Origin of the sequence: Leptolyngbya sp. UWPOB_LEPTO1 (genome assembly GCF_017302695.1) — a bacterium.
GTDB lineage: Bacteria > Cyanobacteriota > Cyanobacteriia > Leptolyngbyales > Leptolyngbyaceae > Leptolyngbya > Leptolyngbya boryana.
In genome coordinates, this window is the sequence record NZ_JAFLCJ010000001.1 from 591,396 (window position 1) to 616,775 (window position 25,380).

The 25,380-nt window shown below is 46.6% G+C and carries 25 protein-coding genes; 9 read left to right on the plus strand and 16 right to left on the minus strand.

Annotation, left to right across the window (positions count from 1 at the left end; all coding sequences use genetic code 11):
- Positions 1-92 precede the first annotated feature (92 nt).
- Positions 93-497 carry an SHOCT domain-containing protein gene (locus J0L70_RS02590; RefSeq protein ID WP_287452968.1) on the minus strand — a complete coding sequence of 135 codons (405 nt, stop codon included), beginning with the start codon at positions 495-497 and terminating at the stop codon, positions 93-95.
- A 213-nt stretch (positions 498-710) separates the two neighbouring features.
- Here J0L70_RS02590 and J0L70_RS02595 point away from each other — a divergent pair, with 213 nt between their 5' ends.
- From J0L70_RS02595 to J0L70_RS02605, 3 genes are read left to right on the plus strand one after another with little or no spacing between them, the layout of a single operon-like run.
- Positions 711-1,559 carry an Rpn family recombination-promoting nuclease/putative transposase gene (locus tag J0L70_RS02595; protein ID WP_287452970.1) on the plus strand — a complete coding sequence of 283 codons (849 nt, stop codon included), beginning with the start codon at positions 711-713 and terminating at the stop codon, positions 1,557-1,559.
- A 9-nt stretch (positions 1,560-1,568) separates the two neighbouring features.
- Positions 1,569-1,751, plus strand: coding sequence for a hypothetical protein (locus tag J0L70_RS02600; protein ID WP_287452972.1), 183 nt, complete (start codon positions 1,569-1,571; stop codon positions 1,749-1,751).
- 10 nt (positions 1,752-1,761) lie between these two features.
- Positions 1,762-1,944 (plus strand): hypothetical protein, encoded by a 183-nt coding sequence (locus tag J0L70_RS02605; protein WP_287452973.1) that lies wholly within the window; start codon positions 1,762-1,764, stop codon positions 1,942-1,944.
- 123 nt (positions 1,945-2,067) lie between these two features.
- Here J0L70_RS02605 and J0L70_RS02610 read toward each other — a convergent pair whose 3' ends face one another.
- The 5 genes from J0L70_RS02610 to nei all read right to left on the minus strand — a co-directional run bounded on the left by J0L70_RS02610 (position 2,068) and on the right by nei (position 9,233).
- Entirely contained in the window at positions 2,068-5,280 is a 3,213-nt protein-coding gene (locus J0L70_RS02610; RefSeq protein WP_287452974.1) for a formylglycine-generating enzyme family protein, read from the minus strand.
- A 3-nt stretch (positions 5,281-5,283) separates the two neighbouring features.
- A complete protein-coding gene (locus J0L70_RS02615; protein WP_287452976.1) occupies positions 5,284-6,279 on the minus strand; it encodes an AAA family ATPase in 996 nt (331 codons plus the stop codon).
- Between the two features lie 2 nt (positions 6,280-6,281).
- Complete coding sequence (locus J0L70_RS02620) at positions 6,282-7,616, minus strand: VMAP-C domain-containing protein (RefSeq protein WP_287452977.1); 1,335 nt, start codon at positions 7,614-7,616, stop codon at positions 6,282-6,284.
- Between the two features lies 1 nt (position 7,617).
- Entirely contained in the window at positions 7,618-8,301 is a 684-nt protein-coding gene (locus J0L70_RS02625) for a TIR domain-containing protein (RefSeq protein ID WP_287452978.1), read from the minus strand.
- Positions 8,302-8,414: 113 nt separating this feature from the next.
- Positions 8,415-9,233: an endonuclease VIII gene (nei, locus tag J0L70_RS02630; RefSeq protein ID WP_287452979.1), complete on the minus strand. Its 819-nt coding sequence runs from the start codon at positions 9,231-9,233 to the stop codon at positions 8,415-8,417.
- A 25-nt stretch (positions 9,234-9,258) separates the two neighbouring features.
- Between nei and J0L70_RS02635 the strand changes: the two genes are divergently transcribed.
- Entirely contained in the window at positions 9,259-10,086 is an 828-nt protein-coding gene (locus tag J0L70_RS02635) for a PHP domain-containing protein (protein WP_268180916.1), read from the plus strand.
- Positions 10,087-10,210: 124 nt separating this feature from the next.
- Here J0L70_RS02635 and J0L70_RS02640 read toward each other — a convergent pair whose 3' ends face one another.
- The 8 genes from J0L70_RS02640 to J0L70_RS02675 form a co-directional block, all read right to left on the minus strand.
- Entirely contained in the window at positions 10,211-11,083 is an 873-nt protein-coding gene (locus J0L70_RS02640; RefSeq protein ID WP_287452981.1) for a 50S ribosomal protein L11 methyltransferase, read from the minus strand.
- A 95-nt stretch (positions 11,084-11,178) separates the two neighbouring features.
- Positions 11,179-12,345: a PQQ-dependent sugar dehydrogenase gene (locus J0L70_RS02645; RefSeq protein ID WP_353736603.1), complete on the minus strand. Its 1,167-nt coding sequence runs from the start codon at positions 12,343-12,345 to the stop codon at positions 11,179-11,181.
- 28 nt (positions 12,346-12,373) lie between these two features.
- Positions 12,374-12,787 (minus strand): DUF3037 domain-containing protein, encoded by a 414-nt coding sequence (locus tag J0L70_RS02650; RefSeq protein WP_287452982.1) that lies wholly within the window; start codon positions 12,785-12,787, stop codon positions 12,374-12,376.
- Positions 12,765-13,556, minus strand: coding sequence for a HipA family kinase (locus J0L70_RS02655; RefSeq protein WP_017290281.1), 792 nt, complete (start codon positions 13,554-13,556; stop codon positions 12,765-12,767). The genes J0L70_RS02650 and J0L70_RS02655 overlap by 23 nt, the downstream gene beginning before the upstream one ends.
- 41 nt (positions 13,557-13,597) lie before the next feature.
- On the minus strand, positions 13,598-14,365 hold the full coding sequence (locus tag J0L70_RS02660) for a DUF928 domain-containing protein (RefSeq protein WP_017290280.1): 768 nt from the start codon (positions 14,363-14,365) through the stop codon (positions 13,598-13,600).
- Between the two features lie 23 nt (positions 14,366-14,388).
- Positions 14,389-16,728 (minus strand): CHASE2 domain-containing protein, encoded by a 2,340-nt coding sequence (locus J0L70_RS02665; RefSeq protein ID WP_287452985.1) that lies wholly within the window; start codon positions 16,726-16,728, stop codon positions 14,389-14,391.
- A 9-nt stretch (positions 16,729-16,737) separates the two neighbouring features.
- Positions 16,738-17,871 (minus strand): DUF1822 family protein, encoded by a 1,134-nt coding sequence (locus J0L70_RS02670; protein WP_287452986.1) that lies wholly within the window; start codon positions 17,869-17,871, stop codon positions 16,738-16,740.
- A 63-nt stretch (positions 17,872-17,934) separates the two neighbouring features.
- Complete coding sequence (locus J0L70_RS02675) at positions 17,935-19,299, minus strand: CHAT domain-containing protein (RefSeq protein ID WP_287452988.1); 1,365 nt, start codon at positions 19,297-19,299, stop codon at positions 17,935-17,937.
- Between the two features lie 502 nt (positions 19,300-19,801).
- Between J0L70_RS02675 and fldA the strand changes: the two genes are divergently transcribed.
- From fldA to J0L70_RS02695, 4 genes are all read left to right on the plus strand, one after another.
- Positions 19,802-20,314 (plus strand): flavodoxin FldA, encoded by a 513-nt coding sequence (gene fldA, locus J0L70_RS02680; protein WP_287452989.1) that lies wholly within the window; start codon positions 19,802-19,804, stop codon positions 20,312-20,314.
- Positions 20,315-20,542: 228 nt separating this feature from the next.
- Positions 20,543-21,274, plus strand: a complete 732-nt coding sequence (locus tag J0L70_RS02685) for an alpha/beta fold hydrolase (protein ID WP_026148898.1) — start codon at positions 20,543-20,545, stop codon at positions 21,272-21,274.
- Between the two features lie 12 nt (positions 21,275-21,286).
- Positions 21,287-21,670 carry a VOC family protein gene (locus J0L70_RS02690; protein WP_287452990.1) on the plus strand — a complete coding sequence of 128 codons (384 nt, stop codon included), beginning with the start codon at positions 21,287-21,289 and terminating at the stop codon, positions 21,668-21,670.
- Positions 21,671-21,820: 150 nt separating this feature from the next.
- Positions 21,821-22,216 carry a COG3650 family protein gene (locus tag J0L70_RS02695; RefSeq protein WP_268180933.1) on the plus strand — a complete coding sequence of 132 codons (396 nt, stop codon included), beginning with the start codon at positions 21,821-21,823 and terminating at the stop codon, positions 22,214-22,216.
- Between the two features lie 44 nt (positions 22,217-22,260).
- Here the strand turns inward: J0L70_RS02695 and J0L70_RS02700 are convergent, their stop codons facing one another.
- Together J0L70_RS02700 and J0L70_RS02705 are read right to left on the minus strand one after the other, a co-directional pair.
- Positions 22,261-23,274, minus strand: a complete 1,014-nt coding sequence (locus J0L70_RS02700; protein WP_287452992.1) for a cysteine hydrolase family protein — start codon at positions 23,272-23,274, stop codon at positions 22,261-22,263.
- Between the two features lie 38 nt (positions 23,275-23,312).
- Entirely contained in the window at positions 23,313-24,587 is a 1,275-nt protein-coding gene (locus J0L70_RS02705; RefSeq protein WP_287452993.1) for a hypothetical protein, read from the minus strand.
- A 312-nt stretch (positions 24,588-24,899) separates the two neighbouring features.
- On the opposite strand from J0L70_RS02705, the gene J0L70_RS02710 reads away from it, so the two are divergent.
- On the plus strand, positions 24,900-25,343 hold the full coding sequence (locus J0L70_RS02710) for a globin family protein (protein ID WP_017290270.1): 444 nt from the start codon (positions 24,900-24,902) through the stop codon (positions 25,341-25,343).
- The last annotated feature ends 37 nt before the right edge of the window (positions 25,344-25,380 follow it).

A 25,380-nucleotide genomic window follows, 5' to 3' on the forward strand; every position in this document is an offset into this window, starting at 1 on the left:
TTCTATTCCAGGGCGAGATAGAACGGAGCGAGGAAATAATTGATACTTTTCACACACCCTAAACGCTGTTCCCCTTGCTTAGGAGAACCAGATTATTTGATTCGATCGAGCAATTTCCGCCGTTTCTGTTCAAATTCATACTCTGAAATTAAACCATCTTGTCGAAGCTGATCAAGCTCTCGCAAACTATCGGAAACCGCAACGACCGCATTTGGCTTTGTTACCCCGATCGTCCCCGTCTCTGGGAGCGGCTGATCATTAAAATTCGCATCAAACTCATCTGGATTCTGAATCAAATAAAACGCCGCATCAAACAGTCCTGCAATCCAAGCTGCTTTACTCCCGGTCAATGCCAGTGCGACGTAGATTAAACACCACCAGCGCTGCCCCAAATACAGCTTGTGCAATCCAACCAGATGGAAGCCACCCACAATGGGAACGGCTCCCGCTAATGCCAGGATTGCGGCAACTCTTCGGCTTTTGGGACTGCTCAACATACGTCAAATGGGTCGTCAAATGGGTCAAACTGCGCGATAGGCTCCAATATAACGAATCTCCGCTCGCTTGTTGAACAAATCTTGACTCAATGTGCCATCATTGCCACGGATATAGAGGATTTGAGTGAGAGCCGCGATCGTATTGCCACTCTAATTTCGATTAAACTATGGAAGCAGGATTAATTGTGGCTGCATTGCATTTGAGATAGACCTTTGAAAACGGATTCAATTTTTTATCGAATTTTTCAGCTTGCTCCGAGTGCTTTCTTTGAGTTGATTGGCGATGGTGATCCTCGAACTAGCACTTATGGGTTTGGTTCTCAAGAAGTGAAGCAAATGAGCTTTACTATTGATGGTATTTTCATGCCGCCGCTCCGAATGCGTCAAGCACCCATCTATTTTGTGGAAGCTCAGGCTTATAGGGAAGAAGAAAACTTCTACTATCGCTTTTTTGGTGAGATTCATCTGTATCTAAAGGACTACAAACCATTTCATAATTGGCGAGCAGTAGTGATCTTTACTGAAAAGCGCTTTGACCCTGGAATTCCAGAACACTATTCAGAGTACGAAGATAATCCAAGAGTGCAGCGAATCTATTTGAATAAGTTGCCGTCAGAAGTGGGAGAACGATCGATAGGTTTAGGATTACTGCAACTGATCGCAACGAAACCAAAACAGGCTCCAGCAAAAGGGCGGGCGTTAATTGATCGCACTCGGCAAGAGCTTACGGATGTGACAGTACAGCGAAATCTCATAGAATTAATTGAGACGATTTTTGTTTATAAATTTCCACAGCTCAATTTCCAGGAGATAGGCGAAATGTTAGGACTTGGTGATCTAAAACAGACTCGCGCATATCAGGAAGCAGAACAAGAAGGACGTAGAACAGGACGAGAAGAAGGACGAGAAGAAGGACGGGAAGAAGGGCGAGCAAAAGAACGGCAAGAAATGTTACGCATTACAGTGCCCTTGCTTCTGGAGAAAGGAATGACCGTTGAAGAAATTGCTCAACATTTCAAATTGCCGATCGAAACAATTCAAAAGTTTACCCCTCAAAAGTAGGAGCGCGAAATGTGGGGACGAGATGATTTGAAGAAAACTCGTACATATCAGGCGGCTAGAGAAGAAGAACGGGATGAAATGGTAGAGAAAATGGTTCCAAAGCTTCTTAAACGCGGATTAACGATCGCAGAAATTGCCGAAGATCTTGAACTTCCTGTAGAAACGATTCAGCGCTTTATTCCTCAAAATTAGGGGACTTGAGATGTGGGAGAAAGACGATCTAAAGCAGACTCGTGCATATCAGGAAGCAGAGCAAGCAGGTGAAGAAAAGGTTTTGAGGGCAACTGTCCCTTTGCTTTTGCAAAAGGGGATGACGATCGAAGAAATTGCCCAATATTTCAAACTGTCGATCGAAACTATCCAACAGTTTGCTTCTCAGAAGTAGAAGTGCGAAACATGGAGACAAGCCAAAAATTTCGATCAAGGAAGGCGCGAAGAATTAAGAGAGAAAGAATGGAGAAGTGAAAAGGAAAAAAGGGTAAAAGAATAAAGGTTAAGAAGTCCTAGTTCAGGAAAGGGCAAGACGAAAACCCCGTTTGATGGAGGAGTCGCGCCTGCTCCTGCTGCGAAAGGCAGCACGGCAGACCCACGGATTGTAGCACCAGGAACCGCCACGTAGAACTCGATAAAAGTTTTCATTGCTCATTTCCCAAACACGACCATCAGTAGGTGCATCCGTATAGTCGTCATGCCACGGGTCAGCACACCATTCCCAAACATTTCCGTGCATGTCATACAGTCCAAATGCATTTGGTGGAAAACTACCTACTCTGACCGTTTGTTTTCGATAAATTCCGTTCGGTGCATTTGCATAAATGTAATTGCCATCATAATTCACGATTTCAGGGGTAATCGTCTCTCCAAAGTGAAACGGTGTAGTTGTTCCAGCCCGACAAGCGTATTCCCATTCAGCCTCGCTTGGTAATCGGTAAAATTGTCCTGTTTTTCGATTTAATCGATCGCAAAACTCGATCGCATCATCCCAAGAAATCCGCTCAACAGGTCGATTATTGCCTTTGAACCTGGATGGATCTGGTTTGAGATCTCGATTAATCTTGGGCAATTCCGCGATCGCTCTCCATTGTGCCTGAGTCACCGTGAACTTACCCATGAAGAAAGGTTCGATTGTGACTTGATGTCGAGGTTTTGCATTACGTCTCGCTTTTAACTCTCCTTCTGCGGCTCCCATCCAAAAGGTTCCCCCGAGAATCGACACCATATCGAGAAATACATCCTCTGCAAGTTCTTCTCGGTAGTAGCTCGCTTGCCCGGGACGACGATCGATTTCTTCTCCTCGATCGTTGACTGTAATCACCTCAAAACTAAACGTCGGCAGTGAAGCTTCAGAAACCAAAGCTGTCCGAATTTGAGCTAAGAAAGTTTCTCGATTTCCGACTGTCACGCGATGCTGCTGATGCAATTCTGCAATTTGCGCTAATGTCATCTCTAATCCAATGCAAAAGATTCGAGAGTCAGAAATCTCAAGCCTTTGCGCACTTTGAGAAATTCTTTGAATCGCACGATCGATATCTCGATCTGTGAAACATTCAATTAAAAGCGGCTCATCTTCTACTAAAAAGAACAGATCTAGCTCAAAGCGATCGCGATTAGGCAAAGTAACAGTTACATGACTCAGAGAGCTAAACCTCAATTCTCGCTCTCGAAGCAGATTCGCAACTTTCTGATAGATATATCGCTCAAACCATTCGCCCATAAAAAACTCAGCGAGATCAGGCTGATCTGCCATCGTTCCTCGAATCGTCTTCGTCGCTCGATCGTAGTGAAATTCAGTCAGCAACTCTGCATTCAGAAGGTTATGCCCAAACCCAACACAGCGAGAAATCATCTCCTCCGAAATCTCGCCCAAAGCATAGTGAAAATCTCTCTGCTTTCGCAAAAAAGCCCGTCTCATCTGCACAAGCACAGGAGCTAGCACATCATAGTGATCGCCCAGATCCAACGCAAATCGATCGAACACTTCCATATCGTTCGATCGAAACTGAACTTCGATTTGTCGCTCTCGAAACCAAGAGATCGCTGCGTTCTCTTCCTCGATCACTGCTTCATCAAACTCTTGCAACAGCGGAATTTCCGAAACTTGACTCGATCCTGCTAGCTCTTCTGCCCAAGCCGTATACTCTTCCCCCCACTGTGCCAACACCTGCCGTCCCACCCGCGCAAACGGAAAAATCTCACTCGCAGCCGACTCTCCCCAAGGCAAATCCGGAATCAAAAACGCCTCAAAATAACTCAAACCCTCCCCAAACCTGCGCGAAATATCCGCATTCACCCGCTTTTGCACCTCAGACGGCAACTGCTTAAACACCGCCTCCGTCACCTCTTCCCCAACCGCCTGAGCCTCAGAAATCGGAATCGTTTTCAGCAAGACCTCCCGCACTCCTTCGACAAAATCGTAGTGAGCATCGATCGGATGCAGCAATCCACTTAAGAAAATCTCTGCTAAATACAATGCATTCTCTGTCTCATCGGCAGGCAAATTCTTCTGAATCAGCCGAATCACAGACCAATTCACAGGCAAAACCGCCATCATATCTGCTAGTTCTTGAGCTTTTGCAGATGCAGTAGACCGAAATCGCTGAACTAACTGTTTTGCCGTTAAAGGAGCCGCTTGAGCCAGAGACGGCATCGGAAAAGCTTGTAAATTCAAAACAATTCCAATCGTTTGCTGCTCATCCGTTGCAGAGAGCGCTCTTGCCCACTGCCGAAAAGATTCAGGCTGCATTGTCACCACGGGCAAATTCAAGCCCTCTGGCAATCGCTGTCGCTGTCGTGCTGAAAGTCCTTCAATGCTCCAATCTCGACTGAGCGCGCCTGGTAATCTCGACTTCAAACCGACCGGATAGCCTGCCGACAATGCACTTCGCTCCCAATACGACTCCGGTAAAAGCTGCACGATCGTTACTGGATTTTCCTGTGCCCATAATTCCAGGAGTTCAGGTATCTTTCCTGAACGCCAAGCCCTCGAAGTACAATCACTCAGCAATAAAATCAACCTTCGTCCAGCCGAATCCAGTAGCTCTCTCGGACTCCGCGCCCGACTGCGTAACCCGGCTGCGGTTTGTAAAAATAGCTGCGGCTCTCCATCTTCATTCGGCTTCAGTTGCCAAGTTCGTACTGTCCGAAATGCCCCATGCCGCTCCATTAACTGCTGAAATTCAGCGATCGTATCCCGCCAAACCTCCAAAAGATTTGTCACCTCAATCACGATCGCTAACTCTAACCATCGCTCCGGATCGGGCTGCACAACCGGACTCCAAGTTTGCGTCTCGGCAATTTGAATCGCAGTTGCTTCTTCATCGATCGACCTACGTTGTTTCGATGCCACTTTCCGCATCAACGGACGAATCGATCGAGCAATTGCTTGGCGATTTCGTAAGGCAACTGACTCTGGAATCTTCACAGGTAAAGCAGATTCTTGCGATCGCGGTTCTGATTCCTCGACTTCCTCTGCCTCCAAAGGTTTTGGCAGTTCTGTTACCACAGCAGCCGATTCAGAATTCGATCGAATTGGATCTGAAGAGGTTTCGATTTCTTGATTCTCTTCTATTGGAGTCTGTAATGCTGGAGTTTCCGATTCATCTGGTTCAATCTCGCCTTGCTGCAATGCCAACCACAAAATCTCAGCCAATTCGATAGGACTCAATTCAAGTCCTGCACGATCGCTTAAGAGCGCTTTGAGATGTGCGATCGGATAGTCCAAACCTTACACCTCCTCTGGACTACTCAAATCTTTTAGCAATCGCTGCTCTAAATCGCTGAGCTTGAATTCTTTTGTCGCTTTGGTTCGCTCCTGAGTTCTCAGATGAATCGCATTGAGCAGTTGATCTGTCGCTAAAATTGCGCCTGCATCAATCTGCTCACAGAACCATTCGATCAAAGCTTTCGACTGCTGTGCAGCTTGTTCTCCTAAGTGCTTTTCTACGATCGCTTCAAGCTCTTTCGGACTCGGATTTGGCATTCTCAACCGCAAACACCGACGCAAAAAAGGCGGCGGAAAATCTCGCTCCCCATTGCTCGTCATAATCACCAAAGGAAACGCTCGACACCGCACCACCCCATCTCGAATCGTTACTTTGCGCTGCTTGCCATTTTCTCGATCGAGCGTTCGCACTGGAGTCTCCGACATCTCTAATCGTTGTAATTCTGGAATCGGAAACTCCCCATCTTCAAACAAATTCAGCAAATCATTCGGCAAATCAATATCGCTTTTATCAATTTCATCGATCAACAATACTCTCGGTAGATCAGCCGCCAGAAAAGCCGTTCCCAAAGCACCCAACGTAATGTAATTTCCAGTGTCTTGTCGATTGTCTTGCCCGCTGGCTTGAGCATCTTGAAGCCGAGCGATCGCATCATAACTATACAGCCCATCTTTGAGCGTTGTCCGAGTCGTAATCGCCCATTTCAGAACCGTTCCTAATCCCAACTCTCGCGCCACCGCATAGGCTAAAGAAGATTTCCCAGTCCCCGGATTTCCAGTAATCAAAAGCGGTCGCCGCAAGGCTAACGCCGCATTTACCATTTCGATCGCAACATCAGGCGGTTGAAACGTTTCGCCTTTTTTCTGTTGCTGCTCGATTGCACCTTCTGCATCATCTCTAAACTGTCGCCAACTGGGAGGCGCAGGAAGCTGGATCGAGTCTTGAGGTTGACCATCTCCCCGGTAGATATTCCAATTGGGTCGATTAGAGCTTGGCATAGTTAGGCACTTTGGTAATCAATAGTTGGAAAGGGGCGAAATGGATTATCCAGCAATAAGCAGAGCGAAGCAGCTTCTAGCCTATCAGTCTCGCAGTCATGAGATAAAGCTTTTTGTCGATGTCTGGCTAAAGAATCGGGCAATTCAGCGATCGAACATTTCGTAACCGATTGCATCACTTTTTTAGCTTTCTCAGCGTCGCCCTTTGACTGACGCATCCAAAGCGCAACAGGCAAGCCCTGACCCAATAGCTCATCCCAAAGCATTTCTTGTTTCTGCAATTCATGATGTTCGACAAACTTGCAGCCGACAACTTGTGTCTTGATCCAGTTGATTGTCGTTCTGCCTTTGATTGGATCTAAAGATTCAAGCGTTTGAAAACAGCGAGACGCTCGGCACTCTAGCAAGCGCATCCAATACTTCTTCCAATCTCCCGATGCAGATAAGTAATACTGTCGATCAGAAGACCGAACAATCACTGCCTTACACCGCAACCCATTACATTGTTTCTGAATTCTGCCAATCTGAATTTGCCAATGTTCTAACGGTAAGCTCATTAGCTCGATCGGTAAAAACCATTGAATCACCAAATCACTCAAAGGAATTTGGTACTGGCTTCCACAAGTTGCAATGAGATGATCTAAAATCTGTGGCAAATCTTCTTGAGCATATCCGGGAGCGCGTTTTGGGTCGGGCGCGAATGGAATGGGGATCGGAGTTTTAGTCGGTTCAATTGTAGAATCCCAGGGATCGGGATCTTGAGAGATCGCAGCTTCAACCAGATATCCAAGCGATGGATTGCCTCGCGTCTTCACCTTGATCATGAGACAAATTTCTGCTGTGCGTACTTCTGCTTCTGGTAGAGTCATCCCCTGTTGAATCACCCAAGCTTTTAGAGCATCCCTTTGTTCAATTGGCTCTTGAATCAGAAGACCGATAAACCGCACAAGCAGGTCTTTAGGAAGATCGGTCAATTGCTGAACAAGCGCTTCTAAAGTATCAGGAATCGATCGAGCGCGACCTTCTGCGAGACAGTTTCGATAAATTTTGATGACGACCTCAAACGGAATCGGGCTAAGAAGGTCAATCAATGTTTGCGTTTCATCTACTTTCGACTGAAATTTCTGGAGTTCTGCTTCGAGTCGATCGCAAACTTCTGCGACTCTCTCCATCTCTTTTTCACATTGCTTGAGATCTCTTTCAAGTCGCTGACGATCTCTACTGCTGATTGTAGAACTGATATCGTCCGAAATCGCCTGATAATCAGCAGTCAAATCGTCCAAGCGTTGCTTCTGCTTTGCCAATCGTTCTAACTTAACTTGGTACAGATTGCTCACCTTACTTTCCCAAACTATCAAGTTCTGCTGCTACTTTCTCCATCTTTTCTGCAATTTCAGTTAATTGACGCTCTAATCTTTTCTGATCCGCAGCATTATTGGTATAGCTAATCTGATTTGCAACTGCCTCATAGTCTTCTGCTAAGCTTTCAAGTCGTTTCTGCAAGCCCTTTTCTACAACCTGCTGGACTCGGCTCAATGCACTTGGATATGCAACCGTTTTTGGAGCTTCTTGCTCTGGTGATTCTTCTCCAGGAAATTTTGGTTTTTGAGCAGGTTTCCCCGTTGGCTTCAGCCCATCTAATAAAGCTTGCCGACCTTCTTCTTGCCCAAGTCCCACCAAATCAATGTAAACAATCGATCGCAGCATTCCTTCTGGTTTACATTCCTTCACCCGTACCGGAATCAATTTGCGATCGAGAGATTGCGGATCTTGTGCAAATGCTGCCGCCCATTCTGGCTGAGTAAAAGACGACTTAAGATAAGACTCTGACAAAACCGCGATCGTCTTTTTCGAGTCTGCGGCTGCCCTCTGCATGTCTAAAATAAAATTACCACCTGGGCGAAAATCCCATGCCTGAATCAAGACCGAATATCCCGCTTCATCGAGCGTCCAGGCAATCCATTCCGCCCATTGTTTATCCGCCCGGTTGTAGCTGATAAAGAAATCTTTTGTTTCGCTCATCAATTCCAGAAAATTTCAGGGGCAACCCTAGAGTAGCGATTCGTTGTATCAAATGCCAAGATCTAATCAGAGAAATACAGAGAGTCTTAAGCCTTGAAGGCTGTGATGTATGATTACTTCGCTTGGCAATGTGGACAGTAATAGAGTCGCCGTCCGCCCAGAATTTCTTTGACGATCGAGGTTCCGCAGACAAAGCAAGGTTGATTGTCTCGATTAAAAACATAGTGCCGATAGTAGCCGCGCTTGTAGCCTTGTGCTTTGAGTCGCATTGCTATCTCTAGATCATTCGTAATTCCTTTCGTCTGATAAGATTGCTGAGTCACGGATAAAACTGCTTGCGAAAGGGCTGCAATTTGATCGTCTGAGCAGTCTACCGGGCGTAAGGTCGGGAACACTCTTGCAACGAATAAAATCTCACTGCGAAGATAGTTACCCAATCCACCTAAAAAATGCTGATCTAACAATAAAATTGGCAACTGTCGTCGATAAAACCGCTTGTCTCGAAACCGTTGTGCAATCTGTTCTACGGTGACTGCCTCATCGAGTACATCTAATTCAATTCGGCTCAGAAATGGATGGGTAGCCAGATCTGAATGTTGGAGTACTTCGATATCAGAAGCACTGTAAAGCAATGCCGATTTTTTGGCATGAATTGCTAATCTGAGCTGTCGATTTGTTTGGGGATAAGAATGCAGCTTGCGGACATACCAACGTCCATAAAGCTGATTGTGACTGTAGATGTAAAGCTGATTGCTAAAACTCATCACCATGCCTTTGCCACGAGTCCGCACTGCCGTCACACAATGTCCGATAAATTCTGCTTCATAAGGCTTCAGATGCTCGAACGCAAAGAACATTTCCGTCACCCGTTGATTGACGAGTGCGGTGGCGAGTTGATCGGCAGCTTGGCGAATTTCAGGGCCTTCAGGCATATGTAAAATGCGTTAAGTTAGAAGCATGTTAGAACTACATTGCCACACAACTTTCTCCGATGGAATGCTCACGCCGACTGAGCTAGTCGAAGCAGCTTTGGTATCAGGTGTCCGGGCGCTTGCAATTACCGATCATGATACCGTTTCAGGCTGGGATGAAGCGATCGCGGCGGCTCCTCCTGAGTTAGAGATTGTACCTGGCTTAGAGTTGAGTACTGTTTATCGCGATCGCTCAATGCACATTTTGGGATTTTATCCGGATCGCGATCGCTTAGTTCCCCCGCTGAACGAACGTCTTGCAGGCCGAAAACGTCGCGCTCAAGCAATGATCGATAAATTGGCAGCGCTGGGCTATCCGATCGAACTGCCCGAAATGGGTGAAGGCATGGCTCCAGGTCGCCCGCATATTGCGGCTGCAATGGTAAAAGCGGGGTATGTAGAATCAACACGCGATGCATTTGATGAATTTCTCGGCGATGCTCAACCTGCATTTGTGCAGTATGAAAAATTTAGTGCGGTCGATGGCATTAAGCTTTTACGCGACTGTGGGGCGGTTCCGGTTTGGGCGCATCCGTTTCTGTATCGAGGCAGACCTGTGAAGGATATTTTGCCGGAATTAGTCGAAGCAGGTTTGATGGGCGTGGAAGTCTTTCATCCGAGTCATACGTTGTGGCAGGCAGAACGGTTAAAAGAGATGTGCGCCAAGTATGGCTTGTTAATGACGGGCGGCAGTGATTTTCACGGAATGCCTGCGGACGTGAAAGCGGATGAGTTTCGATCGCTTAATAGCCTGCATGTTTCTTTAGATCTCTTAGAGCCTGTGAAGCAAGCGGCAGAACTATTGAGGCGTTGATTAGGGAAAATTTTCGGCAATTTTCCGGATCGAGAGGGTTTTTTGGGTATAGGGGAATGGTAGATGCACCCTGATGATTCACCCCTGGCGATTTGGTCGGGGGTTTTTTGTATCCAATATCAATTCAGATTTGATAAGCCAGTGCGATCCAATCCCCTTCTTGAAGTCGATCGCATAACTCAAACCCTAACGCCCCCAATGTTTCGGTCAATTCCTCTTCGTATTCGATCGTAAATCCTGCCAAAATTAATCGCCCTGGCGATCGCACTGCCTTTTTCAAATCCTCACTCAGCCGAATCAAAATTCGCGCAAACACATTTGCCACAATCAGATCGAAATTCTCATTGGGTTCGATCGCGCAAACTTCTCCGGTTTCGCCTCCCATCCAATGTCCAAGCTCACTTCCCTTACCCAAACTTGCCAGTTGAACCGTGACCAGATCTTGAACTGTATTTTGCTCAACTGCTTTTTGAGTTGCCTCAACTGCGATCGCATCATTGTCGATCGCTAAAACTTTCGCACCTAACTTTGCGATTGCTACACTCAAAATTCCAGACCCACAGCCTAAATCCAAGACTTCTAATCCAGGCGTGATATGCCGTTCAATCAATCGCAGACTGAGAATCGTTGCGGGATGAAATCCACTGCCAAATGCCAGACTTTCTTGAATGTTGAGCGTGATATCATCCGCATGGTTTGCAGAACCAATAACGAAGCGATTCCCAATTCGATAAGATTCTGGGGTCGATTCTGTTTTTTGTTCGACGATCGCGGTTTCTAATTCTGTTGTCATTCCGGTTCGATACAACGAAGAAAGAGCCTGTTCGATCGGATTGACTTTTGTACGATCGCTTAAATAAAACCGAACATGAAACGCCCAAGGAGATTCACCTTTCTCGATTTGAAGCTCTCCTGTGTAATTTACAGTTGCGAGAAGCGATCGAATCCAATCGATCGCCTCTTCAGTCGCATCTAAGCTCAGTTCGATCAAACTCATAAATACACAGTCCAGCTTCAGCAAGCACGATTTCTCATTCTAAAGGTACATTGGCACATCACGACCACTGTACAAGCTTGCTGCGCTTTACTAACTTAGCCACCTGTCGGCTCTAATCGAATCAATTGACCATTCGATGCGTCCGTGAGAATGTACAACAATCCATCTGGACTTTGCCGGACATCTCGCACCCGCTGCCCAATCTTGATCGATTGTTGACTTCGGACATTTCCAGCTTGATCTAACTCAATTCGACGCACATCTTGAGACACTAGACCGCCTGCGAATAGATTTCCTTGCCAGCCAGGAAAGCGATCGCCCGTATAAAATGTAAGCCCAGAAGGAGCCTTGGCTGGAGTCCAAACCGTTTTTGGATCAACCATACCGGGTCGCGATCGTTCCTGTGAAATCTCACCACCAAAGTACTCTTGGCTATGTGTAACCACAGGCCAGCCATAGTTCTGACCCGCGGCAATAAGATTCAATTCATCACCGCCCCGCGACCCGTGTTCAGTTGACCAAACTCTTTTCGCGCCAGGATCAAAGGCAAGCCCTTGAATGTTGCGATGTCCATAGCTCCAAATCGCTGAATCTGCCTTCGCATTTGCTGCAAACGGGTTATCCGACGGAATGGAACCATCGTCATTCAAGCGCACAATTTTGCCAAGACGACTCTGTAAGTTCTGAGCTTGCTCGCGAATTAGCTCACTTCCTAGCTGAACGGGAGGATTTCCACCATCTCCGATTGCAACGAGCATCGTGTTATCCGGCAACCAAAGAATTCGCGATCCAAAATGCTGTCCACCCGATTTGGCTTGAGCGACTTCAAAAATGACTCGCACATCGCGCAATGCTTTGCCGTCAAAGGTCGCTCTCGCAAGACGGGTACGATTTGAGTCGCGTGTACCGTGCGCATAGGTGAGGTAGATCCATCGATTCTCGCTAAATCGAGGATGAACAGAGACATCCAGCAATCCGCCTTGCCCTGTTGCCAAGACTTCGGGCACACCTGCGATCGCAGTCGGATCTAGCTTGCCATCGCGAACAATTCGTAGCCGACCGGGTCTTTCAGTAATCAGCATGGTGCCATCAGGAAGCCAAGCCATACTCCAAGGGTTTTCTAATCCTTCTAAGACCTTTGTCTGCCGAAATCCCTGAGTTGTTCCATTGGTTGGGGTTGTTTGAGCAACAGGTGCAGGCGCAGCAGTATTTGCAGATGGGGAAGAACATGCCGCAATGCCGATGGCAAATGCGTGCATCATTGCTATGCCAACCCTACCGATCTGCGTCCTAAGAGTGAACTGTTTCAACATGAGCATTTTTCCTAACCATGCGGTTCATCAAATGTTCTAGCACTGCCTGAAGATCTTGGCAAAGCCCGGTATGAACTTTAGAAGTTTGAATAATCGTACTTCTGGGCGCAACCAGCCAATGAAATCGCTCTCGATGGGGAAGTTGTCCGATCGCTCCTGCTTGCTCCCCACCCTGACAGATCTTGGGAATCACCGCGAGATGATCGCGAATCATTTCGATATCTAGAGTTGGGTCAAGCGCGAGTAAGCGCAATTCATCCAACTCAATCCGAGCGTCGAGAAAGCGTTTCACACCACAAGAAACAATCACCCCAACATTGATAAATTCTTCGCGCTCAACTTTGGGGACAACGCGAATAATAGCGTAATCATAAGTAAAGTGACTGGGCACGAATCGCTTCCTCCAAAAATATCTGCGATGACTCTAAGCGCTTGAGTAGATACTCAACATACGCTTCCCGATGCTGATCTGGCTCTGTAAATGGAGAACCTTCGACCAGCCAACTGTCCGGGATGAGATTGATAATGTGACGGATGATATCAGGTGTCAGGCGCGCCGTCATCTTAGTATGAGCCGCTTCGAGGTGAGTGGCAAAGCGCAGAAGCACATGATCTTTAATTGCAGGAAAGCGATCGAGACTGCGATCGAGATAGTGAGTCCAAGTATGCTGAAAGTACAAAGCAGCACCATGATCAATCAGCCAAAGTTTGCGATGCCAAACGAGCATATTAGCGTTTCTAGCCGTGCGATCGATATTGGTCACATAGGCATCGAACCAAACAATGTCAGAGGCAAGCTCAGCTTCGGCTTTGCCTGCAACGGGGTCGAACGTAATCGATCCAGGTAGATAATCGAGTGCAAGATTCAGACCCGCACTCGCTCGAATCAAATCTTGAATTTCTGGATCAGGCTCAGTGCGGGCTAAGTCTGGATCAAGTTCAATGAATACAATTTCTGGAACAGGTAAGCCGAGCGATCGCGCAAGTTCGCCAGCGATTAGTTCCGCAATCAGAGATTTTACACCCTGTCCCGCACCCCGAAATTTGAGGACATACATGCCATCATCATCAGCTTCTACGATCGCAGGAAGTGATCCACCTTCGCGTAAAGGGGTGACGTATCTCGTAGCTTGAATCGATCGTAGTTCCATCGTCAGCATCACTCATGAGGTAGACAGGCGCATTGCTTGGGTTCTTCTCCTCACAACTTACAGCACGATGTTACCGTTGCCGAGGCTTTGCCTTCTAGTTTTTGTTGTCGGAGCAATTCATTCCAAGCTTCCAAGATTGCTTTATCCGGCTTTTGAGCCGTTTGAATTTGTTTGCCCAAGACGGTTAAAGCATCATACCAAATGCCGTATCTTGCATAAGCTTTTGCTTGATCTAATGGAGTTTTAGCCTCTGCTAATTCTTGCTGCAAAGCTGGAGGTACAGAGACTTTTTGAACTCGTCCTTTTTTCACCAAAGGTCGATCGATAATATCGTCGCTCGGATTGTTCGGGTCACGAGTTCCACTCTCACAGTAGATTGCAAAATCCCATTGATAGGTCGAAACTGCTAACGGAGCAACGGATTCAGGAATCGAAAAGCTCACAACGCCTGGATCTGTTTTGGGTAGGCGCGTTGTAGTTCTGTAAATCACTTTATTCGTAGCATTCCGTAGTTTCCATTCAACAAGCGTGCCTGCTTTGACCCCGGTTGGAATATTAAACCAAATGGTTGGTCGATCGCTGACCGTTAAGCCCCACTGATCATTCGGAGATGGCGATGGCACTAAAGCTTTTAATCCCGCAAATTCTTTATCACATCCGCGAGCACCTGCACCTGTGCCACGATCGGACGGAGTACTGGTACTCGGAGAAGGCGGTGGAGTAAATCGAATGCGTTGCTGAGCAGAAGTAAATTGAGAGATCGAGACAACGCTGAGCAATGAGACGCTTAAGGCAATTTGAGACGGTTTGAACTTCATAATTGATCCTTCTTAAATTCGGTTTAGAGTGAGTTCGGTTGAGATGAAGCAAGAAATCGGTAGGCAACTGTGCCGCCATTGAGCAAAAATCCTAGCAATGCTGGTACGAGCGGAATCCATCCGGCTTGAGTTAGCACAAACCAACATCCAGCAATCAGGAGGAAAATGCAGCCTGCACCTGCGATCGCGATCCATTTCAACTGACGAAACCGCCAGATGAGTAAGCCTCCGAACACTGTCCAAGCTCCGATCCACATCACCTCGATCGCAGTTGACCAAACCCAGAGCAAAGGTCGTTTATCTAAAACAGCACTGATCATCTGGCTGACCATATGTGCCTGAACGATCACCCCTGGAAGTTGTTGCGAAAAGCCTCTGCCATAAGGCGTTGCAAAATAGTCTTTTGCGCTCGGAGCCGTTACGCCAATCAGCACAATCCGATCTTGAATAGCATTGAGATTCATTTCACCGTTGAGCAATTGGCGAACGGTTACTTGCTGCGCGACCTCGATCGGGGATTTTGTCGATCGATAGTTCAGTAAAATCTGACTGCCGCGTGCATCAAAGCGCTGATAGCCACTCGTCGGTTCAGTTAAAGCCGGAAACACAGTACTGCCAAACTTCAAATGCTGATCAGAAGTAAACTCTGGCGCGATCGGAGACGTTTGAGTACTGAGATAGCGAAAGGCAAGCTGAACGCTAAGCGAATAAGCCGTCGCACAAGTGCCAATCTCATCGGCACTTGCAAAGAGAAGATGCCGCCGCAAGACACCATCGCGATCTTGCACAACGTCACTAAACCCAACGGCATCAGCACTGATTTCAGCAGGCGGTGCAATGCCTGTCGGATCATTGGAGTCAGGATCGCGACGTTTGCAGATGGCGACGAGTTGAGCATTTTGTGCCATCTGTGCCATGCGCTTTTTTAAGCTCGGACGTTGCGTGGGAAAGTCGCGATAGAGATCAAGCCCTACTACCCGCGCTTGATGACGTTCTAACGTTTCTAAAACGCGATCGAGCGTTTCATCAGAGATCGATCCGCCATTCTGAGGCTGTCGCTGAATGTCTTCTTCTTCAATTTTGACAATCAAGACTCGCGGGTCAGGTGGTTCAACTGGGCGATGTTGCATCAACACATCAAACGCTTGAAGTTCGATCGACTGCATTGCTCCAAACCAGCGAATTCCTGAGACTAATCCAGTAATCGCAAGGGTACTGAGTGCGATCGTTTGTAGCTGCGATCGTGACATTGGGGGCAAAAGTTGCCGCTTCTGACCGCACCAATCCTGCCAAGTTGGAGGCACTTCAGAGGGATTCTGACAAATCACAGGTAGCCAAGTCGCACAAGGAAAATCAGATTCTAATGCCTGTAATTTCTCTCTCGCTTCTCGCACCGACTGATAGAGAGACTGCCCACTCGAAAATGAACTGAGAAAAGATTTTAGGAATTCTTGAGCAATGTGATCCGGCACAGGTTCGCGCATGACAATCACTTGCGGAAGTTGTAAATCAGCTAAGTCCTGAGCTAGCCCTAACCCATCACAAGAGTTAAAAATCGCAAGCTTCAGACCTTGCGCGATCGCATGACGCAAACTGTACTTTAATTGCTCGATCGTTAACGTTTCAGTTCGATTAATTTGAATGTAGCCTTTCACATCTGTCGAACTATGTCCCGCAAAAAATAAAACATCCCAAGCCGATTGCCAGAGCGTCTCTTGTAAAGCTTGAGGGGTTGGTTCAACTAAACAATGAACTTCTGCATTCGGAAGCTTTTGCAGCAAAGCGCGATCGCGTTCGACATCAATGCCTTGAGAATTGCCGAGAATGCTGAGAATTCGTACTTTCTTGCGGCGATTCGGATTCGGAAGTTGCAGCGATCGCGCAAATTCCGGCAGGCTCAATGCGACCTCTGCGTAAGGATAGTCCGATAGAAAATCCCATAAGCACCAAGGTAACTGAAGAATCTGTCGATCGTGCGCCACAACCATCAGCCGAATTGAATCTTTCGGAGAAAGGCGGGTGCGAAGTTGTCGATCGATCGCCCGAAAGGAACTAGCACTAAGCCAGAGATTAAATTGACTTTGAACTTCGTGCGTCAGTTGATGAAATTCAGCCGCAGAGATATGAGTCGGTTCATCGTCATCGAGTTCAAATTCTGAGCGACGTAACCCAAGGTGAGCATAGAGGGCTGTATAAATTGACCGCCAGCGAGTTAAGCGATCGACTAAAGTTGGAGTCGCAGGCAGACTGCCCGTAAACTGCATCGGGGTCGATCGTCCAGACTCCCACAGTTGAGCAATAACTGTGGGAAATCCATCTTTCCAGTTGCCTTGCCCTAGATTGAGAACAATCAGATGATCCATTGTTCGCACCTATGCAATAAAGTCTTCAGTGACTTGAATTCGATCGAATGAAATCTGTAAGCTGAATTCAGTTCCCGCCGAGCATCGGAAACGACGGAGTTGAATCAGATTATCTTGGTCGCGGGCTTCCACCGATTGCACAACCTCGCCTGCACTCGAAAGCATCGTTAGCATTACTCCACTCGGTAGGATTTCATCGCGTTCTGCACCTCGCAATTGCACCCGTACTGATAAGCGATCGTCCTCTTCTTGCTCGATCACCACTGACAACCAGAAGGTATGTTCTCTGAGTTCTAAAATTTTGACACATTGAACCGTGGGACGAGTTGCATCAGCCGTTTGACGGAAGCGATAAGCTAGAGCAGGTTCATCACCCAGTAAGCTGTCTAGGGTTTGCCAGCCTTCTGCGATCGTGTTTTGCAACCATTGGCGCAGCGATACACTTCTCACGCCTTGTCGCAATTGCCCTAATCTTTGTTGCCATTCAGATTGCTCGAGTAATGCTCCCCAGAGTTGGAAGGGAATTTCTAAGCGAGGTTGGAGAATTTCGGGATTGGCTAATCGTTGCACAAGATTCTCAGCTTGAACCGCAGGAACAGGGGCAAGTGCCGCAATCTCAGCACGAGTAACTGCTTGCGGATACAGTTCTCGCGTCAATGCAAAGACAGCAAAATCTTGAGACATTTGTTCTGCATCTAAGCTGTACATGCGATCGCTTGCATCATACTCTCCCAAAGCTTTCAACTGAGCATGAGTCGTGTATCCCCAAATTAAAATCGTCGCCTCATCGGGATCGACCTGAGCCGCAAAGTAGTAATCCCCCACCCAACTTGGAATATCCACCCATTCTTGCGGCACTCGAAATTCGCGCGTATCCATTGTTTTATCTGGAATCACAATGATTCGGTGCGCGTCGAGCCGAAACGATGTTCCATTGACTAATTGCCAGAGATTCTGCAACGCAGTTCGATCTAGAGTTTCACGAGCGTCTTGAAGCCAATCTGAAACGGTTTGAGAACAGACCTGATTGAGGTATGTGTTCCAGCGAGCCGGAGCAGTGCGAGATCGATTTTGCCAAGCAGCAGCATTGATCGATGGCGGAATTTCTAGAACAGGTTGAGCTAGAGCGTTTAAGTAAGTCATAGGAAGATCGTTTGGGTGTGCGACATAGCGGTATTCACGTTGCAAGATCTGAACTTATGCAACCTACCAAGGATTTCCAATCAGCGTAAAGGCTGCCCAATGATACGGATGCGCTAAATTCTGATCCGCCAAGGCTCTGATTTCTTCCGGCAATCGACGATCGCGAATTTGTGCCCGAAGGCGATCGGAGTTTTGAATCATCTCAATCTGGGCTTCTCGTAAGGCATCTGCTTTGACAGGAGCCGATTTCAAGGCTCGATAAAACTCTTTCATCAACATTAATGTACTGGCATCACTGACTGACCACAAAGACGCGATCGCCGCTTTACTGCCTGCCTTCACTGCCAATCCTGCAAATCCCATTTCTGCTCTCGTATCTCCCAGTGCAGTCCGACAAGCGCTGAGGACTAACAATTGTACAGGCGGATTTTGCAAGCCCAATTCTTGAAGCTGACTCAACTTCAACTGTTGATCCCAGAATTGAATATAAGACCGATTCACATCGCCAGACGAGAACTCCGCATGAGTTGCTAAATGCACAATGCCATAGGGAGTTTTTTGTCGATGTGCCCTGAGGTTTTTTAGCGTAAATTCTTGATTCAACAGAGATGTGCCTTGCCAGGGAGTTTGGGTGATCGATGCAATCTCGATCGGTACACCGGGCAGGGGCGGTTTATTGCTAAACGTAGAGGCTCCCATCGCGAGAATTTCAGTATTGGGAGAGGTACGCGATTGTCGATCGAGTAAATTAAACGCCGGAATAATCGCTAAGTTATACTTCTCAATCAAAAATTTCTGCCCATCATGTAAAGCCGCGAGGGGTAAGCTCCTTAGCCCACTGCCCAAGCAGAAGATAATCTGATTGATCCCCTCGGCTCGAAGTTGCGCTTCTAAGGGTGTGACGATCCAGCGATAAAGTTGCTGTCCGGGGACTAAGTAATCATCCGGGTCAGAATCGTCTCGCACAACTCCCATGCGAAAAGATTGCAGCGTTTGAGTGAGAACAGATCGATTTGCGGCGGGAATACGGCGATGAATGGGTTTACCGTTGGCAGTGACCAGCATCAAGTCTAAATGGTTCGCGCTTGGAATTGCATAGAATAGAGCCGATTTCCGTTTCGTGCGTTGATTGATCTGATTCAGCGATCGTGCAATTTCCGCAGCAGGCACAATTTGGGTTTTGAATTTTCCTTGAAAATAGTCTTCGTATTGGCTTTTCCAGCGGATTTCGATTTGTCGAATGGCTTCAGGCACATCTGAACGATCGAGCGCTTCAGTCACGCGATCGGGTTCTGGTTTGAGGACAGAACTCGGACTTTGAGCAAGAACATCCTCCTGTGCCGAGATCGTGACATTGGAGTGGGAACATCCGACTGTAATCAGCAAGGCAACCAGAACAATGGGTAGGAACCATTGAGGATATTTCATAGCGTTCTCACCAAGGGATTTGAATAAAGCAAATGAATCACAAGCTGAGAATTAGGGCGTTTCAGTCTTTTTAACATCAAAGCTCAGGGGATGGAAAAAGATTAAGAAATAGATCAGACTGCATCGAGCGATCGTGTTCATTTACACGAATGAAGATGAGCAGTTATGCAACGCCCTGAAAAAGTCGCCTCGCATTCAAAATCAGGCTGGAATATTGGGTGGCCCCGAAAAGCTTTTTCTCAACGACCTTGCCATCGCGCCACAATTTAACCTAGACTTTTTCTCAACAACTTAAGTTCTAAACAAGCAAATTTAAACCAGACTTTGCGCTCTCAAAGCCTTAGAAAGTCTGGTTTTTCTTATTTGCTCGTTTTTTTAATATTTTTTAACAGTCCTTAGATGCAAATTTATTTCAATAAAAATGGTAAGCTTGGTCTTGAAGCTTATTGAGACTTTTAATCAATAAGGCTGGCTGAGTAACTCACAGAATGAAGGATCAACGATGGCAACGGTCGGCTTATTTTACGGCACGCAAACTGGCAACACAGAGACAATTGCAGAAGCAATTCAAGCTCAACTGGGAGGAGACTCGATCGTTGAGTTGAACGATATTGCCAATGCAAGTTCTGAAGATTTTGAACCGTATGAATACCTCATCATCGGCTGTCCCACCTGGAACATTGGAGAGCTTCAAGCCGATTGGGAAGGCTTTTACGATGAGCTAGACAATATCAATTTCAATGGCAAAAAGGTTGCCTACTTTGGCTGTGGCGATCAGATTGGCTATGCCGATAACTTCCAAGATGCAATGGGGATCTTGGAAGAAAAAATTTCTGGACTCGGAGGACAAACGGTGGGGATGACTTCCACCGCAGGCTACGAGCATCAAGAATCGAAGGCAGTTCGCGGAGATAAATTTTGCGGACTTGCCATTGATGAAGATAACCAATCCGATCTGACAGACGAACGGATCAAAGCTTGGGCGACTCAACTCAAATCTGCATTTGGCATCTAAGTTGTATTGCCTGATTTTGCAACAGTCTAGGAGTGACAAAGATGGACAAATTATTAATCCTGATTCTGAGTTTGTGGTTAGAGCAGTTCACTTGACCTAAAGCTTGGTAAGCCGCTCGCACTGATGCTCATCTGCCTCGAATTCTACTCCGGAGCGGATGAGTATGAGCGCGAGTTGATTGGTCGAAGCTCAGGTCAATTTAGAATTCAATTTGTTAAGGAGATGGCGATGGATCAGGTGGTAGATGCAGTTTGGGTTAGTGCAAGTGCTGGAGTGAAAGCTTTAGATCGTCCTTTGATACAGTATCTTTCTCGACAAGCAACGATCGCATTATGGCAGTATGAGCAAGATCTAGACGAAGCAAGTTCTTTAGCGAGTGCCGTTGAACTTCTCCATCAGTATTTAGAGACTCAGCACCATTCTGTTCATCTACTTGGACATGGAACCAGTGGCATTGTCGCACTGTTATATGCTCGTCTCTATCCTGAAAAAGTGAAGTCACTGACGCTTTTCAGCGTAGCTGCTCAACCTGCAATTACTTGGCATACACATTATTACGTTCAACGGAAGCTTTTACCCTGTAGCCGTCAGCAGGTTTTGGGACAAATGGTACGAAACTTATTCGGCACACATCTGCCCTTCCAGACTCAAGCGTTTGTGGCATTACTCGATCGAGATTTAGAAACATCGCCGAGTCTCCATTCACTGTACGGATTGGTGCAATTGCCAAAAGGCGGAGTCGAAATCCCATTATTAGTCTGTGCTGCCAATGATGATTCGGTGATCGATCGGCGATCTCATGCTCAATGGAGCCGGATGCTGAAATTAGGCGATCGCTTATGGCGATGCCCAGAGGGCAGGCATTTCTTTCACTTTTTTCATCCAGAGCCAGTTGGAAATGAAGTGGTGCAGTTTTGGCAATCTCTTTCTCGAATGCCTGAGCTAGAGTTGACAGCTTGAGGAGCAATCAAAATGACGACACAATTTAGACAGATTATTCTCATGGTTGAGAATGTTAGTGCTTCTGTAGAGTTTTACCGGGAAGGATTGGGGCTAAAAGTCAATGTAGTCACAGAAACTTGGGCAGAGCTAGAAGCAGACGGAACAGAGATTGCGCTACATGCTACAACTCGTTCATATCAAACTGAAAGTTCACCGATTTTGAGTTTTCATGTGGCAGATGTGTATACCACGGTCGAAGATCTCGAAGCGATGGGCGGAAGATTAGAAGGGATTGTTCGCCAACTATCTTTCGGTAAAGTTGCTTTGGTGAGAACTCCTGACGGACATTTGCTCAATCTATTACAGCCTGTCGATGATCATCAACTTCGTGAACTTTTGAGCTATGATTCCTGATCCGCGATCGCGATTGAACTCTTAATTCATGATCAAGCCATGGATCAGAGCAGGCAGATCCGGAATCAGGTTGATGGTAATTGTGTAAATGATTGAGCACACAAGCGATTTTGAGTTGCTCGATTCTTTACTCATTGTATTTTCAATATCATGAAATCTTGGTTATGGTGTGTTGCCTTTGTTGGCATGGCTTCTGTTGTTTCTCTAAGCGCGATCGCAAAAACTCCGGTTCCAACTTCTGCAAATTCAGCACGCGAGTTTATTGTTCGCGGAAATGAACCATTCTGGAATATTACAATCGGCAAAAAAGGCATTGTTTATACGACTCCTGATACAAAGCCGCGCACCTTCCCGTATGTCGCTCCAATCGGGGCACAGGGTCGCCCGATCGACAATGTTCGAGTCTACCGTTTACAAGGCAATAACATCTTAGTTCTTAAGAAAGTCGATTCCTGTAGCGATACGATGTCAGATAAGAACTATCCCTACGCTGCAACTTTGATGATGGGAAATACAGTCCGCGAGGGTTGTGCAGAACCGAAATAAGGAAATGGGGAGAAATAGCGCTTGTCCCTACTCCCCACTCCCCACTAAACCCACTCCGCGATCGTATCTGTCGATTTCACAATCTTCATTCCAGCCGCTGCGAATCGTTCATACGCCTGATCTGCTTGCTCAGTGTAATCGACAACGCCCGGTACAACGACTGCGGAAGTGCAATCTTCGAGCAGATACACTTTCTGAGCTAGGCTAGGATCATAGACTTGAATTTCCGTGAGCAAATCATCGATCGTCCAAGCGACACAATGACTTTTTGCCTGACCTGCAATAATCACCGCATCGAACTTCAACAATTTCTCAATCAATCGGCTGTTTTTCTGTGCAAGCAATTCACCACCCGTGGTTGTCAACACTTCAGGACGCAGAACAGAATAGTTTTCAGTTAAAGGGTGATTGCCTTTGATTTCAAAACTGGTCTGACTACTGCGAGCAATGCAATGAAAGAACATTGCTTCTTCAACGGCTGACACTAACGCATGTCCAATTCCACCTAGCATTGAGTGATAGGGCCATACCGTTAGAGGATATTTCCCTGCGTCGGTGAGTTGCTTCGTATAATGCAAAGCGTGCTGATTCAGCCTGTCATAGCTTGCTTGCAAACTTGCTGCAACCGAGGGATTGACCCGCCAGACTCCATTTTGCACATCCTCGAATTGAATTAAGGTTGCCGCTGGAATCGGATGCTCTCCTGCTTCATTCACCCAGAAAATCGGATGAAAGATTTGCATTGCTGTGTGAGTATCCATTGTGGGAGCAATCTCGGTGATCGTTCCTAAATTGCGATAGATAAACTCACACAGCCGCACATTGTCTTCGATCGCACCCTGACCCGATCGACCCCCCACAAACAACTCAAAATCGGGAAGACAGAAGGTATTTTGTACATCGATCGCTAATAGACAAATGCGTTTGCGATCGTCAGCAGCGGGGGTGATCTGATGCTGTTTTGCCCAAGCTTCGGCATCGGTGGCGCGTTGCTGATAAGGAACACGCCACACCGAATTCACAGAAGTACGATCGAAGAATGAAGGAATGGGATACATAGGCTGACCCGATTTTTATCGATCGTAGATGAATTCTCTTAAATTGATTCACTCGGATTTTGTTCTGCACCACAGTTGCGACAGTAGGGAAGATGCTGATAAGTCGGTTGGTGACAATTGTGGCACTCGTGATGTTGGTGATAGCCGCAGTGAGGACAGTAATCTTCTCCGCCTTTGAGAACTCTGGTGCAGTTAAGACAGCGAGATTGTTGAACTAAAATCGAAGGCTGAGGTTTCGATTTTTTCACAATGGTCTGGAACAGTTTGATCAGTGCGAAACCTGCAATCGGGATAATCAAAATGTAGGCATAACTGACCAGAAAGACTAATCCTCCAAAAATTGTACTGATCAGATCAAACAGAACTTTGAACAGGACACCGACTTGGAGAAATTCAAAGACTTTCAGAATCAACGGAATGAAGAAAATGATCAGCAAGTGCCAGCTAATCAGTGCAACTAATCCGTAGCGTTTGCGCTCGGCAAATCGATTGACGATCGCGGCTCCAATCAAGAGCGGGACGAGAAAGAGCGCTTGTAAGGTCAGTTGAATGCTGGGATACCAGAATGAAGCATGTTTATAGCTTCTTTCAACTTCACTAAAGGTGTTGCCGTCATTCAGAAGTTTGAGAAATGCAGTGCTTTCTGGTTTTGCTAACAAATCAGCTTTAAGTTTCTCGATTTCTTGTCTCAGTTGAGCAATTTGCTGATTATTATTATCGAGTTGTTGTTTTGCTTTTTCTGCGCCAACATTGTTGATTGATTGCTCTCGATTCTGACCTGCAATCTTTTCGAGTAGAGTTGAATCATATTGAGCGCGAATATTTCGATTGCTATTTTCAAGTTTCGCGATCGCGTCTTGTTTTTGAGCGATCGATTTCACGAGCTTTTCGTTGTCTGGCGTATTGACTTTATCGGCAGCGGTGGCAAACCCTTGACAGGTCGGCGATACATCGCCCAATTGTCCTCTTGAATTCTGTCGATAACTGTCTTGTAAGGTCTGATTTGCTGAGTTTGGCGGGAAGCTCGAAATTGGAGGGTAGAAATCTTTATCTGCGGCAGCACGGACGATATTGAAATCTTTATTTTTGTCTTTGGACTCTCGATAGTTTTGCCATGCCGTGTAGCAAGGATTGGCTTGAGTGGGGCTGAGAACCCAATTGCTAATATCATTGAGTCCTGTAAAGACATTTACAAGGATGAAGATGTCGATCAAGATCAGCACGATCAGGCTTGCCGGGTTTAAGGGCTGTTTATTGATCGTTCTGGTTCTAGTAAAAAATTGCCGAATGATTCGCCGAAGTCTTGAAAGCATAGGTTTTTTCTCACCGCCTGAATCGGGGAAGCTTCAGGGCGCGTCTGTATCGATCGTATCCCCGTGATTATTCTTCTATTAAGCCGTGATCTTAGTGGTTTGAAGCATCTAATTTGTGACAGGTCTTCAACCTGCCTAAGCAACTCAAATTTGAAGAGAAATTTGAAGAGATTGTCTTGCTGTATTTTGCCCGTCAAACTCTCCTCAGCATTTTTTCTCGCGATCGCTCATCTATTGCCTGAATGAGCTACCTCATAGATTAATTCATCTGAGTCTAATACTTTGTGAAAAGTGAACAAGAGGAAGCGCTGTATGCCTTTAAATGTTGAATTGTTAGAGTCCAGTTTTGCGCAGATTAAAGCACAGGAGCTTGAGTTTACGAATCACTTCTACACAAATTTATTTGCCGACTATCCAGAGGTCAAGCCGCTTTTTGCAAACACCCATATGGAAGACCAAGCCAAGAAGCTCTTTCAATCGCTTGTCCTAGTTGTAGAAAGTCTCCGTCATCCTGATCGCTTGGCTCACCCACTTCAGGGTTTAGGCACTCGCCATATCCAATACGGGGTGCTGCCCGAACATTATCCGCTGGTGGGCAGCACGTTGTTGAAAGCACTTGCCCTTTGTCTAGGAGAGGCTTGGACTCCTAACGCTGAACAGGCATGGAGCGAAGCATATTCAGTTGTGACAGAACTGATGTTAAGTGGTGCAGTCTATTCCACTGAAATTCTGTCTCCTGCCCTTCAGAAACGTTAGGAGCTTGGGGATATGAGATACTGATGGATCTAGTTCG

What these genes read in the sequence shown, in the direction of transcription:
- J0L70_RS02590 (WP_287452968.1), bottom strand. Translation starts at nt 497, where the DNA reads ATGTTGAGCAGTCCCAAAAGCCGAAGAGTTGCCGCAATCCTGGCATTA.
- J0L70_RS02600 (WP_287452972.1), top strand. Translation starts at nt 1,569, where the DNA reads ATGTGGGGACGAGATGATTTGAAGAAAACTCGTACATATCAGGCGGCT.
- J0L70_RS02605 (WP_287452973.1), top strand. Translation starts at nt 1,762, where the DNA reads ATGTGGGAGAAAGACGATCTAAAGCAGACTCGTGCATATCAGGAAGCA.
- J0L70_RS02615 (WP_287452976.1), bottom strand. Translation starts at nt 6,279, where the DNA reads ATGCCAAGCTCTAATCGACCCAATTGGAATATCTACCGGGGAGATGGT.
- J0L70_RS02625 (WP_287452978.1), bottom strand. Translation starts at nt 8,301, where the DNA reads ATGAGCGAAACAAAAGATTTCTTTATCAGCTACAACCGGGCGGATAAA.
- nei (WP_287452979.1), bottom strand. Translation starts at nt 9,233, where the DNA reads ATGCCTGAAGGCCCTGAAATTCGCCAAGCTGCCGATCAACTCGCCACC.
- J0L70_RS02635 (WP_268180916.1), top strand. Translation starts at nt 9,259, where the DNA reads ATGTTAGAACTACATTGCCACACAACTTTCTCCGATGGAATGCTCACG.
- J0L70_RS02640 (WP_287452981.1), bottom strand. Translation starts at nt 11,083, where the DNA reads ATGAGTTTGATCGAACTGAGCTTAGATGCGACTGAAGAGGCGATCGAT.
- J0L70_RS02645 (WP_353736603.1), bottom strand. Translation starts at nt 12,345, where the DNA reads ATGATGCACGCATTTGCCATCGGCATTGCGGCATGTTCTTCCCCATCT.
- J0L70_RS02655 (WP_017290281.1), bottom strand. Translation starts at nt 13,556, where the DNA reads ATGCTGACGATGGAACTACGATCGATTCAAGCTACGAGATACGTCACC.
- J0L70_RS02660 (WP_017290280.1), bottom strand. Translation starts at nt 14,365, where the DNA reads ATGAAGTTCAAACCGTCTCAAATTGCCTTAAGCGTCTCATTGCTCAGC.
- J0L70_RS02665 (WP_287452985.1), bottom strand. Translation starts at nt 16,728, where the DNA reads ATGGATCATCTGATTGTTCTCAATCTAGGGCAAGGCAACTGGAAAGAT.
- J0L70_RS02670 (WP_287452986.1), bottom strand. Translation starts at nt 17,871, where the DNA reads ATGACTTACTTAAACGCTCTAGCTCAACCTGTTCTAGAAATTCCGCCA.
- J0L70_RS02675 (WP_287452988.1), bottom strand. Translation starts at nt 19,299, where the DNA reads ATGAAATATCCTCAATGGTTCCTACCCATTGTTCTGGTTGCCTTGCTG.
- fldA (WP_287452989.1), top strand. Translation starts at nt 19,802, where the DNA reads ATGGCAACGGTCGGCTTATTTTACGGCACGCAAACTGGCAACACAGAG.
- J0L70_RS02685 (WP_026148898.1), top strand. Translation starts at nt 20,543, where the DNA reads ATGGATCAGGTGGTAGATGCAGTTTGGGTTAGTGCAAGTGCTGGAGTG.
- J0L70_RS02690 (WP_287452990.1), top strand. Translation starts at nt 21,287, where the DNA reads ATGACGACACAATTTAGACAGATTATTCTCATGGTTGAGAATGTTAGT.
- J0L70_RS02695 (WP_268180933.1), top strand. Translation starts at nt 21,821, where the DNA reads ATGAAATCTTGGTTATGGTGTGTTGCCTTTGTTGGCATGGCTTCTGTT.
- J0L70_RS02700 (WP_287452992.1), bottom strand. Translation starts at nt 23,274, where the DNA reads ATGTATCCCATTCCTTCATTCTTCGATCGTACTTCTGTGAATTCGGTG.
- J0L70_RS02705 (WP_287452993.1), bottom strand. Translation starts at nt 24,587, where the DNA reads ATGCTTTCAAGACTTCGGCGAATCATTCGGCAATTTTTTACTAGAACC.
- J0L70_RS02710 (WP_017290270.1), top strand. Translation starts at nt 24,900, where the DNA reads ATGCCTTTAAATGTTGAATTGTTAGAGTCCAGTTTTGCGCAGATTAAA.